12 protein-coding genes are annotated in these 15273 nt (G+C 34.1%); 6 read left to right on the top strand and 6 right to left on the bottom strand.

What is annotated here, in order from left to right; all coding sequences use genetic code 11:
- The first annotated feature begins 33 nt into the window (after window positions 1-33).
- Both recU and KTJ72_RS00845 read left to right on the top strand, forming a co-directional pair.
- Window positions 34-645: a Holliday junction resolvase RecU gene (gene recU, locus KTJ72_RS00850; RefSeq protein ID WP_217303905.1), complete on the top strand. Its 612-nt coding sequence runs from the start codon at window positions 34-36 to the stop codon at window positions 643-645.
- Window positions 646-664: 19 nt separating this feature from the next.
- Complete coding sequence (locus KTJ72_RS00845) at window positions 665-2983, top strand: PBP1A family penicillin-binding protein (protein ID WP_041152263.1); 2319 nt, start codon at window positions 665-667, stop codon at window positions 2981-2983.
- Window positions 2984-3041: 58 nt separating this feature from the next.
- Here KTJ72_RS00845 and KTJ72_RS00840 read toward each other — a convergent pair whose 3' ends face one another.
- Genes KTJ72_RS00840 through KTJ72_RS00830 form a run of 3 tightly spaced genes read right to left on the bottom strand, consistent with a single transcriptional unit; the run spans window position 3042 to window position 7031 of the window.
- On the bottom strand, window positions 3042-3776 hold the full coding sequence (locus tag KTJ72_RS00840; protein WP_041152264.1) for a DnaD domain-containing protein: 735 nt from the start codon (window positions 3774-3776) through the stop codon (window positions 3042-3044).
- Between the two features lie 18 nt (window positions 3777-3794).
- Complete coding sequence (locus tag KTJ72_RS00835) at window positions 3795-4298, bottom strand: cell wall elongation regulator TseB-like domain-containing protein (protein WP_041152265.1); 504 nt, start codon at window positions 4296-4298, stop codon at window positions 3795-3797.
- A 12-nt stretch (window positions 4299-4310) separates the two neighbouring features.
- Complete coding sequence (locus KTJ72_RS00830) at window positions 4311-7031, bottom strand: exonuclease domain-containing protein (RefSeq protein ID WP_346726675.1); 2721 nt, start codon at window positions 7029-7031, stop codon at window positions 4311-4313.
- Between the two features lie 147 nt (window positions 7032-7178).
- On the opposite strand from KTJ72_RS00830, the gene mvk reads away from it, so the two are divergent.
- From mvk to fni, 4 genes are read left to right on the top strand one after another with little or no spacing between them, the layout of a single operon-like run.
- Window positions 7179-8108: a mevalonate kinase gene (mvk, locus tag KTJ72_RS00825; RefSeq protein WP_041152267.1), complete on the top strand. Its 930-nt coding sequence runs from the start codon at window positions 7179-7181 to the stop codon at window positions 8106-8108.
- A 22-nt stretch (window positions 8109-8130) separates the two neighbouring features.
- Window positions 8131-9099, top strand: coding sequence for a diphosphomevalonate decarboxylase (mvaD, locus tag KTJ72_RS00820; RefSeq protein ID WP_217303903.1), 969 nt, complete (start codon window positions 8131-8133; stop codon window positions 9097-9099).
- Window positions 9100-9119: 20 nt separating this feature from the next.
- Window positions 9120-10184 (top strand): phosphomevalonate kinase, encoded by a 1065-nt coding sequence (locus KTJ72_RS00815; protein WP_217303902.1) that lies wholly within the window; start codon window positions 9120-9122, stop codon window positions 10182-10184.
- 3 nt (window positions 10185-10187) lie between these two features.
- The gene (fni, locus tag KTJ72_RS00810) at window positions 10188-11225 is read left to right on the top strand and encodes a type 2 isopentenyl-diphosphate Delta-isomerase (protein WP_217303901.1); all 1038 of its coding nucleotides are present in this window, start codon (window positions 10188-10190) and stop codon (window positions 11223-11225) included.
- A 147-nt stretch (window positions 11226-11372) separates the two neighbouring features.
- On the opposite strand, the gene KTJ72_RS00805 is transcribed toward fni, so the two are convergent.
- The 3 genes from KTJ72_RS00805 to KTJ72_RS00795 form a co-directional block, all read right to left on the bottom strand.
- Window positions 11373-12893 carry a TcaA 3rd/4th domain-containing protein gene (locus KTJ72_RS00805; protein WP_217303900.1) on the bottom strand — a complete coding sequence of 507 codons (1521 nt, stop codon included), beginning with the start codon at window positions 12891-12893 and terminating at the stop codon, window positions 11373-11375.
- Window positions 12894-12916: 23 nt separating this feature from the next.
- Window positions 12917-13711 (bottom strand): zinc ribbon domain-containing protein, encoded by a 795-nt coding sequence (locus tag KTJ72_RS00800; RefSeq protein WP_217303899.1) that lies wholly within the window; start codon window positions 13709-13711, stop codon window positions 12917-12919.
- A 153-nt stretch (window positions 13712-13864) separates the two neighbouring features.
- A complete protein-coding gene (locus tag KTJ72_RS00795; protein ID WP_217303898.1) occupies window positions 13865-15208 on the bottom strand; it encodes an RsmF rRNA methyltransferase first C-terminal domain-containing protein in 1344 nt (447 codons plus the stop codon).
- Window positions 15209-15273: the final 65 nt, after the last annotated feature.

Raw genomic sequence — 15273 nt, 5'->3', positions numbered from 1 at the left:
TAATAATTTATTATTTTTTGAAAGGTGGTACACATGGCTATCCGTTATCCAAATGGTAAGGCTTATAATACCGGCTTGGATAAAAAGAATTCATCACCCAAGAGTAGATACGTAAAACCAACATTATATGGCGGTCGTGGAATGACTCTTGAAGAAGAATTGAATCGAAGCAATGAGTATTATTTAAGTAAAGATATTGCCGTAATACACAAAAAACCAACCCCTATTCAAATCGTTAAAGTTGATTATCCTAAAAGAAGCGCTGCTACGATTAAGGAAGCATATTTTCGTAAAGCATCTACCACCGATTATAATGGTGTATATAAAGGAAGATACATAGACTTCGATGCCAAGGAAACCAAAAATAAAACATCGTTTCCACTATCTAACTTCCATGAACATCAGGTAGAACATATGAGAAAATGCGTTGATAATGGCGGAATTTGTTTCGCAATTATCAAATTTGTAGTGTTAGATGAAGTTTATTTATTCAAGGCTTCCGACCTCTTTTATTTCTGGGATAAACAAAATAATGGTGGAAAAAAATCCATAAAAAAGGATATAATTGAGGAACTTGGTTATAAAATTAATTATTCATTAAATCCCACGATACCTTATTTGGATGCCGTGGATGAATTAATATAGACCGTAAAGGAGAATAGTAATGTCTCAAAACAATCCTAACTTGGGCAGCCGTGTCCAAAGAAACCAAAAGCAACATAAATCGTCTAAACACGCTACATGGATTAAAAAGGTCATTGTAGGTGGATTAGGCTTTATTTCATTGCTAATCGTACTAGGAAGTATCGTCTTCATGATTTATGCTTCTAGCGCACCTGAAATTAGTTATCAATCACTATCAAGTGATAACTCAACCAAGATTTATGACAATTCTGGCCATGTTATTTCACGATTAGGGGTTCAAGATCGGGACTATATCAAGTCCGACAAGATTCCTAGCCAACTAAAGAATGCGATTGTCTCAATCGAAGATCGTCGTTTCTACAAGCATCATGGTGTTGACCCAATCAGAATTATGGGAGCTTCATTATCAAACATAACTTCTGGTTCTTTAAATCTTCAAGGTGGTTCTACACTAACTCAACAATTAGTTAAGTTGTCTGTGTTCTCTACTGCTGCTTCTGATAGAACTTTCAAGAGAAAGGCTCAAGAAGCATGGTTAGCACTTAAGATCGAACGCACATATTCAAAGCAACAAATTCTAGAATTCTACATTAATAAAGTATACATGGGTAACAATGTATACGGTATGGAAACTGCTTCTGAATACTACTTCGGTAAATCATTAAGCAAACTATCTATAGCACAAACTGCTTTATTAGCTGGTATGCCTCAATCACCAAGTTACTACAATCCTTATGTATATCCTCAATATGCAAAGGAAAGAAGAAACGAAGTATTGAACGCAATGGCATCATATGGTGCTATTACCCAAAAGCAAGCAGCAGATGCTAAAAAGACAAGTATCAAGTCTGGTTTGGTTAAGAATCCTAAGAGCAGTTCATTCGAATCTGTTAAAGAAAAATACATTGATTCATATCTAAAACAAGTTATTCAAGAACTTAAAGCCAAGGGTTACAACACTCAATCTGGTCTAAAGGTTTACACTAACTTAGATTTATCTGCTCAAAAGAAACTTTATGATTTAGCTAACAACGATGCATCCGTTGGATTCCCTAACAACACCATGCAAGTTGGTGCAACATTAGTAAATCCAAAGACTGGTGCTGTTAACGCTATGATTGGAAATAGAAAAACTGATATTCAATTAGGTTTAAATAGAGCCGTACAAACTGATAGATCAAGTGGTTCTACTGCCAAGCCATTAATGGATTACGGTCCAGCAATTGAATATCTAAACTACCCTACTTATCAATTAGTTCACGATACTCCTTACACTTATGCTGGAACAAGCACAACTCTAAAAGATTTTGATGGTAGATATGAAGGTACAATTTCAATGCACAAGGCATTGGTTGAATCTAGAAATATTCCGGCCATCAGAACTCTTGAAAATGTTGGTGTAAGTAAGGCAACTGACTTCTTAAGTTCATTAGGTATGTCATTCAGTGATCCACTATCATTACAAAATGGTATTGGTTTATACATCTCAACTGAACAAGAAGCTGCCGCATACTCAGCATTCGCTAACAATGGTGTATATCACAAACCATACTTAATTAGTAAGGTTGTTACTCCTGATAATGAATCACATGACTTCAGTTCTGAAGGTTCTCAAGTAATGAGTCCTGCTACTGCATTCATGATGACATCAATGCTAAAGGGTGTTATGAACCAATCAAATGGTTCTGGTACTGCCGCTTACATTCCTGGTTTATACCAAGCTGGTAAGACCGGTACTACTCAATACCCTGACAACACTTACAACGGTTACCTACCTGCATATGCAGCAATGGATTCATGGTTCACTGGTTACACTCAAAACTACGCCCTATCTGTTTGGACCGGATATGATCACCCTTATCAAACGGGTAATTATCTAACGGCCGCTCAAACTGATATCGCTCAAAGAATTTACAAGTACGAAATGCAATACATTTCTCAAAACCAAACTAATAGCGATTGGGTAAAACCAAGCAATGTAACTGCTGTTAAGTCTGGTGGGCAAACTGAGTACTACAAAGACGGTTACTCATCTATTCAAGGTGATAAGACAACCGGTTATGCTGGTGGATCGCTTTCATCAGTACTAGATAGTACAAAGAAACAAACCAAGGATACTAAGTCAAACAAATCATCAGATGATGATGACGACAAGGATTCCCAAAAAGATAAAAACGAAGCTAAGAAGAGTTCTGGTTCAAACGGTAACAACAATAATGAGTCAAACAAAAATCAACAAAATAACCAAAACCAGAACAACAATAATGGTAACAACACAAATAATGCCAATAACAATAATCAACAAAATAACAACAATGGCAATAACAACAACCATTAATTTATAGCTACGAAAAAAGCACCTAGAAAAATTCTAGGTGCTTTTTTTATTTGCATTCTTATTTATCAATTTTAAATAAAGGAATATCTGGTTTATTTTGTGTTCCCTTATCGCTAAATTTAGCGCTCTTGTTAAACTTTTGTTCATGGTTGCGACGATTACGTTCAACATCAGCTGGCGTCTTGATATTGGCTTTTTCCCAGTTGACTAAAATTCTATCCATATATTTCAAACTGTATACTTGATTTAAAACAGATTCTCTAAGTGCCAACTTAATCATTTGTGGATCGTATTCATCATCATTAATCCATTGATTGATTGTTTCAATTTCGATTGGTGATAATGGTCGACCAAATTCTGATTCGATGGAATTAAATACCTTTTTACGATCAGATTCTGTAATCTCATTGGAAGCCATGTTGCCTTCAGAAACTTCATTTGTGTTTTCATCTTCTGAAGTTTCTTGATTTAATTCTGATAATTTTTCGTACATTAAAGAGAAATCATATACATCAAAGGCTTGTCCCTTTGCATTTGATAGCGTCTTAATTCTCATTAGTTTTTTCTCTACCAGTTCATGCAAAACTTGGTAAGCCTTTGCATTTGAAAAACCAGTTGCGTTTGTGATTTCGTTGATATCAGGGAAATAATTACCTATATCGATATTTCTTTTAATTTGAAGATAAATCACCAGTTGGTCACTAGTCATTCCTAATTTAGGATAATTCTTTAATAGATAATTAGAAATGGTAGTTTGACCTGATTGAAGTATCGTCTTTGCAAATTTATCCATTAAAACATACCCCTTTATCTATACGTTAGCAATAAATCTAAGTACTTTACCTGACTTGAAGTCAATGACAGCATAGTTTAATTCATTTTTAGAATTAAAGTAACTGACTGCCCAGGCAGGTTTTTCGTTAAAGATTGTTGGAGCAACACTAATCAACTTCGCAATTCTTTGCTTTTGGTTAGCAACACTTTTAGCTTCATTTGCTGAAATTCCGTCTTTAACGTTGACAACGTTAATGCTACCTGTCTTCTTTTCAATTATTACGTATTGTTTTTGGTTGTCTTTATTAGGACCTTCAATAGTGTAATAAGTTCTATTTAAATCAGACATGTAGAAATGATCAACTGATTTAATACCCACTTTCTTTTCTGCCAATGTAGTAGCTTGGTGCTTAGCAGATGAAAGTGGTTGTCTAGCCCATAGGAACAGACCCATGATTATTAAAATTAAAACGATAATGATTCCGATTAGCCATTTAAAGATTCTGAAATAGTTAATCTTCTTTAAAAATGAAACATTCATCTTCTGACTCCCTTACACCTTTTTTAGTTTTTCGATAATCTTTCTTTTATCAAGTAACTGTGGCTTGATATGACTTGGAATTAAGTCAATTAGGTTACTACCATATGGCCCCTCGATGACCTCTTTATCCCTCAGATAAATTAATCCCTTTGAACCAGATAATTCTATCACATCTTTAATCGCATCTTTAATATTTAGGATGCTTAAAGGGATGGACAATCCGTCATTTGGATTACCATGCTCACTGTTAATTAAATCATATTGAGCTTGTAAGTAGATATCATCAAAAGAATCGATAGCCATTGAATCAATGATTAGTGTATTGATTGGTTTATTCTTGTTGCGTAATGATTTTAACAAATTATTATTTCCAACAATTATGTTCTGTGAATCAACAATAATCTTCTTAACAATCTTATCATCGTTTCCGCTGAAATCCTGACTTAAAATTACGTTGTGTTCGTTTACGTCAGATTCATACAAGGACTTAGCAATTTCTTTTACTCGTTGTTTTGAACGTGTAAGAATAAATGAATTGCCCTTATTATACTTCATCACTTTTTCAAGTGGCATCGGGATTTGTAAGGCTTCATCCAGGATCAAATTAACCTGTCCGTTTAAATCATTTTCATCTTCGAACTTAATCATTCGTGTATTTTGACGTTTTAATTCCAATTTGTCGTAGAAGTATTGAGAACGTTTTGACGAATAGATGGCACTATCTAAGAAAATAATCCCCTTAAAGTATTGGTATAGTTCATTTGGCAAAATGTTTTCATTTCTGACTAATCCACCATACAATAATCCATTTTCAACATCCTTATCTTCATTAACGTTAAAAGCGAATACTAGTTGTTTATCTAATTTGTTTAGTTTAAACAAACGGACTAAGTTATTCTCGATAAATGAACAATATTCTTCTAACTTATCGAAGAACGCATATAAGATGGCTTTGTCGTGACCATTAAAATGATTAATTGATCTCTTCATGTCATCAACAATGTCCAAAATGGTTTGTTGGTTTCTAGAGATTGAGTTAAATAATGATTTCTTGTTCAAGACAAATGTCTTAAATCTATCAACATCTGGTTTAACAATGTATCCATCAACAGTTCTATTAAGCTTGCTCTTGGAATAAAAAGCATTAAGGAAGTCATCCTTAATTATTTCGAACTGATCAGTGTTCTTAGCTAATAGGTTTTCAATCTTCTTAGCCATGCCAGCTAACTTTTTAGCATTAGTAAAGATATCAAACACGTTTCTGTTATGAGTTTGATACATCAAGTTAGTAATATGATTACAAATTATCTTGTTTTCACTTAGCTTGAATTGGATTCGGTAGTTATCAAGTGCATTATCACTTAGCCTCCTAGAATCTTTAATCACTAAGTATGGGTCGTTTTGATGTAACTTTTGGACATTTTGTAATAAATAGTCATGAGATACCAAGATAACGTTAGCGCTTTGGTAATCATGAGCTAACTTCTTAATGTAGTATCCTCTATTTTGTTCATCACTAACGACGTTTAAGAAGTAGTTTTGGTTATTATCCTTATCCAGTTTTAATTCGTTAATATCACCGGTTTTTGTGAATGTTAACCAGACCAAAATCTTACACTTTAGAAACTCAGTATTCTTAGAGTTACTAACGACGTTTAGACTATCTGAAAACTTATCCAAATCGATATAATCAGTTACTGGTCGAACAATTAAACATCTAAGACGGTCAGAAGTGATTTTATTGATATTCTTCACTTGGTTGACCAATGCTGATTCAGAGTTAAAATCTTCATCGCCAGCGATAACAATTTTTTGATTCTTCTTAAGTAAATAACTAAGTGGGAATAAATAACTAAAATCATAGTTAAACTCCCTATTTTCCTCAATCAATAAATTATTGCTGTCTGATGCTGAATGATAATTACCATAAATTGAATTCATCAGTTTATTTTCAGTATTATTAAACTGAGTAACTCCCTTAAACATCTTTGACTTCTTACGTTTATTATTGGGGTACTTCATTTCAACAAAGTCACTATCAGTATGATATTTAATTTTTCTAACCTTTAGATTCTTAATATTCATAATCTTAGGGTTATCATCTTTGTGTTTTAAATGATAAGCACTTGTAAACATGATTAAAGTATCCATCGGAAGGGATGGATTAATATCTAAAATCTGTTTAACGGTCTTCTTTGGTAAATTATCCAATTGATGTAACAGGATAATTAAGATTTTAGCAGTTGCTAATGCGTCACTGCTTGATGAATGTGGATGATCATGAACAATATTTAGGCTTTTACTTAAATCTGTAAGTTTGTAACTTGGTTCAGTTGGTAATAGCAATTGACTTAATGTAACAGTATCAATTGCTTTGTTAGTTAGTTCTTTATGATTCACCCTTTTAAATTCAAAATTTAAAAATGGGAAATCAAAATTGACGTTATGCGCAACAAAAATTGTCTTATCCAGTAACTGATAAATCTTATCTGCTACTTCGGCAAATGTTGGTGCATTAACGACTGTTTGGTTTGATATTCCAGTTAATTTTGTAATTTCAGTTGGAATACTAATTTCAGGATTAATAAATGAATTAAATGATCCAATAATCTTGTTGTTTTGTACAAAAGTACAACTAAATTGGATGATTCGATTAGTATAGTTGGACTGACTACTACCAGTAGTCTCAATGTCCACCACTGAAAAAATGGTATTACTCATGATTTCGTTCACCAATCTTTCAAAAAATACTTAACTTAATAATACTACATTTATTAGGTGTTTATCTATTATTTCAGGACACAAATATAAATATTTAAGTTATTTTTATTATGATGATTTTATGATAATATTAACATTAAGAGAAAGTGAGCGATAACATTGACAAATCAAGCAATTGGACATAGTCATGCCAAAATAATACTTATGGGCGAGCACAGTGTTGTATATGGTCAACCGGCCATTGCACTACCCGTTCCAAAAATTGACTTAAACGTTAGAATAATGGAAAAACAAAATGGTATTTACATCAATAGTAAGTACTTCATTGGTAACTTAAATAATGTCCCAAATGACCTATTAGGAATTAAAAACTTAATTGATAGCACCCTTGCTAAACTGCACAAAGAGGATGCCTCTTTTGAGATGATTATTGATAGTTCAATTCCATCTGAACGTGGAATGGGCTCTTCAGCTGCAACATCAGTTGCCATCGTCAAAGCATTATTTCACTACTTTAATGTTAGTTTTGATAAAGATTTATTGCTTGATTTAAGTAATGTTGAAGAAACAATCACACACGGTAACCCTTCTGGTTTGGATACAGCAACCGCTGGATCAGATAATCCAGTATGGTTTATCCGAAATGAAACGTTAAACGAAATTAACTTCAACTTAAATGCTGTACTAGTAATTGCCGATTCTGGTATCAAAGGAAGAACCGACATCGCAATTAACTATGTTAAACAACAACTAAATAACAATAAAGAAGACACCATGAAATCAATTAAACATATTGGTGAACTGGTCACTCGTGCTAAGTTCGATATCGAAAACGATAATCCAATTGAACTTGGTAAATTAATGACTGAAAATCAAAAAGAATTAAAAAAATTAAAAGTAAGTAACGATAAGATTGATGAACTAGTTGAAATCGCTAATCGAAATGGTTCATTAGGTACCAAGCTAACGGGTAGCGGACTTGGGGGATGTATCATTGCTTTAGCAAGAAACATTCATGAAGCCCAAAGCATTGAAAATGCGCTACTAAAAGCCGGTGCCTTAGATACCTGGATTCAACCTTTTAACTAAAACTCGGAGGAAATTATACAAAATGTTAGGTGAAAAAATTACCGCGAGAGCACACACAAATATTGCCTTGGTTAAATATTGGGGAAAAGAAAATGAAGAGTTAATTATCCCTGCTAATAGTAGCCTATCGCTAACACTTGATGAATTTTATACTGACACAAGTGTTCAATTTGATGAGTCTCTTAGTTCCGATGAGGTTACCTTAAACGATAAGGTTGTTGATGATAAAAAAATCACCAAATTTATGGATATCATTCGTCAAAAAGCAAACATCCATACATTTGCGCGCATTGAATCAACCAATCATGTCCCTACTTCAGCCGGACTGGCATCTTCTGCTTCTGCATATGCTGCTTTAGCTGCAGCTGGTAGTAAGGCTTACGGAATTAATCTAAGTAAAAAAGACCTATCTCGTTTGGCAAGACGTGGTTCTGGTTCCGCAACACGTTCAATATTCGGTGGTTTCGCTGCTTGGAATAAAGGAACTGATGATGAATCCTCATATGGTTACAGCATTGAAGACCCGGTAAAAATGGACGTTAATATGATTGCAATCATTCTTGATAATCAACCTAAGAAAATTAGTAGTAGAAAAGGAATGAAGATTTCTATTGAAACTTCACCCTACTATCAAAGCTGGATTCAACAAACGACAGGTGATTTTCAAACAATTGAAGCTGCAATAAAGGAAAATGACTTTACCACTTTAGGTAAAACAGCAGAATTAAATGCGATGAGAATGCACTCACTAACATTAAGTTCTGATCCTTCATACTTATACATAAATGCCGATAGTCTTGAAGTAATTAACATGGTTAAGGAACTAAGAGGAAATGGCATTGAATGCTATTACACAATGGATGCAGGTCCAAATGTCAAAATCATTTGTCAAAGTGATAAAATCAGTGCAATTACTGATAAGTTGTCAGATAAATTTTCTAATGACCAAATCAAAGTATCTGGACCAGGTGAAGGAATAAAGTATCTATAAATTGAAAGGACTAATTTAAAATGATTTCTGTAAAAGCACCCGGAAAACTATATATTGCCGGTGAATATGCTGTGGTTGAAAACGGCTATCCAGCTATCATTGTTGCAATTGATCAATATATTACAGCTAATATTAGTGAATCCGAAAATAATGTTGGTGTTATTCATTCAAAACAGTATGAAAATGAAAAAATTGAATGGGTTTTCGATAATAATCAAATTAAACCTCTAAACGATAATAGTTCTTTCAACTACGTAATTTCAGCAATGAAAACATTCGAGAAATATGTCGAAGAATTAAACATAAAACATAAATTATATAACATTGATATTGATAGTAATTTAAACAGTGAAGACGGTAAAAAATATGGATTAGGTTCCTCAGCCGCTGTCACAGTCGCAACAATCAAAGCTTTAAACGAACTATATGGTTTAAACTTAAGCAAACTACAAATATTCAAGCTAGCTGCCATTGCTCATTTAAGCATTCAAGGTAACGGTTCATTGGGCGACGTTGCTGCTAGTAGCTTTGGTGGTTGGATTGCTTATAGTTCATTTGATAAAGATTGGTTAGCAAATCAAATCAATCTAAAAGACGTGATGGAACAAAGTTGGCCTCATCTAATGATTGAACCACTTACCCCACCTTCTGACCTCGAATTACTTATTGGCTGGACAGGAACTCCTGCTTCAACTTCCAATTTACTTAAGAGCGTTGAATCATCATCAAACGTTGATAGATACAAGCAATTCTTAGTTAAGAGTAAGCGCTGTATCAATAAGATGATCAATGGTTTTAAAAATAAAGATATCGCTGTTATTAAAAATCAAATTAAAGAGAACAGAAATATCATCGTCGAATTGGCCAGTTTCACTGGCATCGACATCGAAACAAGCAAACTAAAACAACTATGTGAAATCGCTGAAGAATATAACGGTTCGGGAAAATCATCTGGTGCCGGAGGTGGAGATTGTGGAATTGCCATTGTTGAAAAACAATCCCCTATTAAAGACATAGAATCAAAATGGACAGAAAATGGCATTATTCCACTTCACCTAAATATCTACTCAGAACAGGAGGCATAATCAATGGTCAGTATCCAATCTCATCGAAAAGATGAACACGTTTCATTAGCTATTAAGTTCTACAACAAAACCAGTCATGCTGGTTTTGATCAACTAAGATTTGTCCATCAAGGGATTCCAGAAATCAGTTTGGATGATATCGATACATCAACAACAATTGAAAATATCAAAATGGACTTTCCAATCTATATCGAAGCCATGACCGGTGGAAGCGAATATACAAAGAAGTTAAATCAAAAGCTAGCTAGAATCGCAAAGAGTACTGGGATTGCTATGGCAACTGGTTCTCAAAGTGTCGCTTTAAAAGACGATTCTGTTGCTTCTTCTTTCGAGATTGTTAGAGAAACCAATCCAAATGGAATTGTATTTTCCAATCTAAGCGCTTCAGCTGATGTTTCAAGAGCTAAGGCAGCGGTAAAAATGATGAATTCTGATGCAATCGAAATTCATATTAATACTCCGCAAGAAATGATTATGCCTGAAGGTGATCGTGAATTTAACTGGATTAAAAATATTAAATCCATTCAGGAAGAACTCGCCTGCCCAGTCATCGTTAAAGAAGTTGGTTTTGGTATGTCTAAAGAAACCATTCAACAATTAGTTGATGCTGGTGTTAAAAATATTAATATCAGCGGTAAAGGTGGTACTAGTTTCAGTAAGATTGAAAACTACCGTCGAAAGAAACAAGAAATGGATTACCTAGAAGATTGGGGACAAACAACTGTTGAATCGCTTCTAGAAGCTCAACCATTTAAAGATAAAACCAATATCATTGCTTCCGGCGGTATCAGAACACCACTTGATGCCGTTAAAGCAATCGCACTTGGCGCTAATTCCGTTGGAATTGCAGCCCCCATTCTATATTCACTGATCAAGAACGGTGAAGAAGAAACCATCGAATTCATTAATGACTTCATTTATGGAATGAAATCAATAATGACTGTGCTGGGTACCAAAAACTTATCAGAGTTACAAAGTAAAAAATTAATATTAAGTTCGGATCTTTTATCTTATGTTTCCCAACGAGGACTTCCCTACTAATTTAAGCAAGCGGTTTTTGCTTGCTTTTTTCTTTTATCCTTATAAGTTAAAGTAACTTTATACTTTTAACCAAAGTAAATTAATTTAACTAATTTTACCAATAAAAAAAGACCTCTACACTTAAGTAGAAACCTTATTTTTTATGATTTAGTCATCATCGTCATCGTTTTTATCGTAATCTTTAAGTTTATCTGGTGCCTTAAGTGTTTGTAGCTTAAGTGAACCATCTACCTTCTTCATGTTAGAAGTAAACTTGAAGATTTGAATATGATCGTGGTCGTCACCGTCATCGTCTGGAACGTCGAATGTATATTTCAAAGTACCAGAAACAACTGAGTGGTCCCCTGCAGGAACAACAGAATCCACTGATGAATCAATGCTTACGCTATCATATTTGTTATCGTTAACTTGATCAGCTTGTTGTTTTGCCCAAGTAATGAAACCTTGTGCATCACTGTTATTTGAACCATCAACGAAGTAATCACTTGGATCAAAATCATTGTTGTCATTAACAGCAGAACTAAGATCATTTGAGAAATCACTAATTAGATTTGATGCATCGTCTTTATCAACTGCCCCTGGGTAGTTTAGACTTACTTCTTGTCCATCGTCACTTTCACTCAAATGATACTTATCTGAGGTAACTGACTTACCATCTGAATGCATTACACCATAGATGTAAATTGCAGATGAGAATGGCATATCTGAGACCTTGTAGTCTCCATCGCCATTACTTGTACCAACTTTCTTATCGTTGATGTAAATATCAGCATTTGGACCAGCTTTAACAGTGAACTTAATAGTCTTTAATGGCATGTAGATGTTGTCATTGTTATCAAGATAAGTAGTTTGTGCGTTAGTAACTTTTTTTCCTGATAAAGTCTTTGAAACAGTAATGTCATAGTCACCTGGTAGGATGCGACCTAAACTAAATTCTGAATCTGAGTCAGATGTTTGACCAATCTTATTATTGTTTAAAGTAACATCTGCGGACTTTTCACTAGTTGTAATTGTTGGAACAACTGGTTTTACCTTAACTTGGTAGTTAGGGAATAATAACCATTTACGGCCGTCTTGAACATATTCAAAGTTACCATCTTTTGAAGTACCTGAATCACTTAGTTGGCCCTTTAATGATTGTAATTCGTCATTATTCTTGTTCATGTGCTTAGATAATGGTGCCATTGTACTGTCATTTAAAGTAACGCGACTATCGGTTGATTCAAAGTATGAATCGGTATTCTTGTCACTAGTTAATGAAGTTATTGCACGATCTAATACCGCACTCTTTGAGTAGTAGTGGTTTCCGAAAAGGTATCCGATAAAACCGAATACAACAACAACGGCAACCACGATTCCGATAATTAGGTTTCTAGTTTGATGTTTTTTACTCTTCTTAAAACCATTTCTTGTTGCCCTAACGTTTCCATTGTTTGATGGTTCTTGAGAAACGTTATTACCGTTATTAATTTGTGGTTGTTGGACAGCATTATTGTTATTGCTTTGAGGTTGTTGGTAATCGTTAACTGTATTATCAACATTTGATTGACTAGATTGATTTGTTTGATCAGTTACTTCGTTGTCTAATTGTGCACCACAGTTGTGACAAAATTGTTCGTCGGCATCAACCTTGGCACCACAATTTTGACAGAATCTTGATTCCCCCATAATTTATAACCCCCTAATCGAAATTAAGCTGTTAGTGACTTAATGAAAACAATAAAGAATACAATAATTAATGATAAGTGAGCTAATAATAGAACATATAACTTATCAAACTTGTTTGAGTTTTGACCATCGATAATTGCGTAAGTAAAGCCAATTAGGTCGTTAATTACGACAAATAGGAAGATAAACATGTTTAATGGTAATGCGATAAGTCCACCAATTAGTAGAAATAAAAACATGATAGCTGATAACATAACTGAAATGTTAGTGTATGCAGCTAATTTATTAATGAATTCGAAGAAATCAGTTTTTTCACCTGTACCAGCAACTGCGAAAGCTCTAAAACCGTATGCTAATGCAACGAAAGCAACAATCATTAATACTGAGAATAATTCAACTTTACCTGCACCATCACTTACTAGGTTTTGGAATATGCTAGCGAGTGATGAAGCTGTATCGCCACCAAGACCACTTGAAGCTAGGTCAATTGCGCCATTAATCTTTGAAGTGATTAACATAATAGATAAAATAGCAAATACTGCGCTGGCAACAAATGAAGTTAATCCAAAGTATTTGTTTGAAGCCTTTCCACTTAGTGAAGGATGTTTAACACTACTCCAGAACCACTTGAAGAAATCCTTAGCATAGTTCTTAGCTTGTTCTGCACTTTGGTTAGGAATAATGTTTTGGTTTTGAACACCGTTAGTGTTAGCACCGTTTGGTTGTACATTTTGTACGATTTGGGCTCCACACTTAGGACAGAACTTTGCTCCTTCCTTTAATTCGTTACCACATTTTGGGCAAAATTTTGCACTCATATAAAATACCTCCAGAAATATGTAATAAAAAAATATTATACCAATATTAATCATAACACATTTTTATTTAATTATCTTATCATTCAATAAACTTTTATTTGAACAAACGTATAAAAAAAGAGTTGCTATTTATAATGCAACTCTTTTTATTTATTAATCTACGTTAAATCTTAGTCCTTTTGGGAAGAAGTTTTTAATCGTACCATTTACAGCCTTACCAAAACCAACAGGCTGGTTCTTACAGATTAGTTGGTACCATCCCTTCTTAACATCCTTCTCACAGTTGATAACATCCCCATGGACATATTGTTTCCAGTCGTCTTCAGATATTTCTAAACGATTAACGACTTCATCACTATGCAAAGCTAATGCCAATGCATAACTTGGTTCAAAACGTTTCTTCTTAATTGTTCCTAGATGTAGTCCTGGACGCATCACCTTTAATCCCTTCAAATCAGGAAGTGTATTATCAAAGGTGTATAATTGGTCTCCGAATAAAATTAAGTGTTTTGGATCAAAGTTATTTAGGTTTGCTTCCTTAAACTCGTTCCATAGTTTCTTATCATCAATTGATAGGTTACTTTGAAGGCGATGCTTAATCTTCTTAGTATTACCTTCATCGTTACTAGATAGTTTAGAAACAAAGTGACCTTCACCCTTAAAGTGATTAGGGAATAGTCTAACGGTATTGGATAATTCTTCATTACCGTCTGCCCATTGTGGTTTACCACTTAACATTCCTTCGTATTTCTTAATTGGATCGATGGAGAAGTCATAAGTGTCTTTCATCCATTCAACAATTTGTTCATCCTCTTCTGGAGCAAATGTACATGTTGAGTAGATAATCTTACCACCTGGTTTTAACATCTTAACTGCTTGTTCGATGATTTCTTTTTGACGAGTAGCACATTGACTTGGATAGTCTGCGTTCCAATATTGGATAGCATCGTTATTCTTTCTAAACATCCCTTCACCAGAGCATGGAGCATCAATTAGAATCTTATCGAAGAAACGTGGGAAGTGCTTGGCTAAGTTATTTGGATTTTCATTTAAAATTAGTGCGTTTCTGATTCCAAATCTTTCTACGTTTTCTACTAGGACCTTAGCACGCTTATGATCGATTTCATTGGTTACTAGTAGTCCTTGGTTATCCATGTAACTAGCAACATGGGTTGTCTTCCCACCGGGAGCAGCACATAAGTCTAATACGTAATCTCCTGGTTTAATATCTGCTACTTCTCCTACATACATCGCACTAGGTTCTTGTGAGTAAATCGCACCGCTTTGATGTTCAACACTCTTACCGTTCACATCACCATAGTATCCATATTGACAGTATTCAATTGATTCATTATCTGGTTCTGCTGGCATGTGTTCCTTTAATGGATTAATTCTAAATCCAGGGTTGGTATCCTTATCTAAACTGGCAAAGAATGACTCTGCATCATCCCCCAGTAATTTTTGATATTTCGTTTTAAAATCGTTTGGTAATTGCACGAGATTACTCCTTTTGCATTGACTTACATTTTTTAATTAGTTAACATATTACTATTATATTTTTT

The sequence above is a fragment of the Apilactobacillus waqarii genome, assembly GCF_019061205.1.
GTDB classification, from domain to species: Bacteria; Bacillota; Bacilli; order Lactobacillales; family Lactobacillaceae; genus Apilactobacillus; species Apilactobacillus waqarii.
Note: the sequence above shows the minus strand (reverse complement) of the source record. Positions and strands in the feature narration are given on the sequence as shown.

Coding starts and splice junctions, on each gene's coding strand:
- KTJ72_RS00840 (WP_041152264.1), bottom strand. CDS start 3,776: ATGGATAAATTTGCAAAGACGATACTTCAATCAGGTCAAACTACCATT.
- mvaD (WP_217303903.1), top strand. CDS start 8,131: ATGTTAGGTGAAAAAATTACCGCGAGAGCACACACAAATATTGCCTTG.
- KTJ72_RS00845 (WP_041152263.1), top strand. CDS start 665: ATGTCTCAAAACAATCCTAACTTGGGCAGCCGTGTCCAAAGAAACCAA.
- fni (WP_217303901.1), top strand. CDS start 10,188: ATGGTCAGTATCCAATCTCATCGAAAAGATGAACACGTTTCATTAGCT.
- KTJ72_RS00800 (WP_217303899.1), bottom strand. CDS start 13,711: ATGAGTGCAAAATTTTGCCCAAAATGTGGTAACGAATTAAAGGAAGGA.
- KTJ72_RS00805 (WP_217303900.1), bottom strand. CDS start 12,893: ATGGGGGAATCAAGATTCTGTCAAAATTGTGGTGCCAAGGTTGATGCC.
- recU (WP_217303905.1), top strand. CDS start 34: ATGGCTATCCGTTATCCAAATGGTAAGGCTTATAATACCGGCTTGGAT.
- KTJ72_RS00815 (WP_217303902.1), top strand. CDS start 9,120: ATGATTTCTGTAAAAGCACCCGGAAAACTATATATTGCCGGTGAATAT.
- KTJ72_RS00835 (WP_041152265.1), bottom strand. CDS start 4,298: ATGAATGTTTCATTTTTAAAGAAGATTAACTATTTCAGAATCTTTAAA.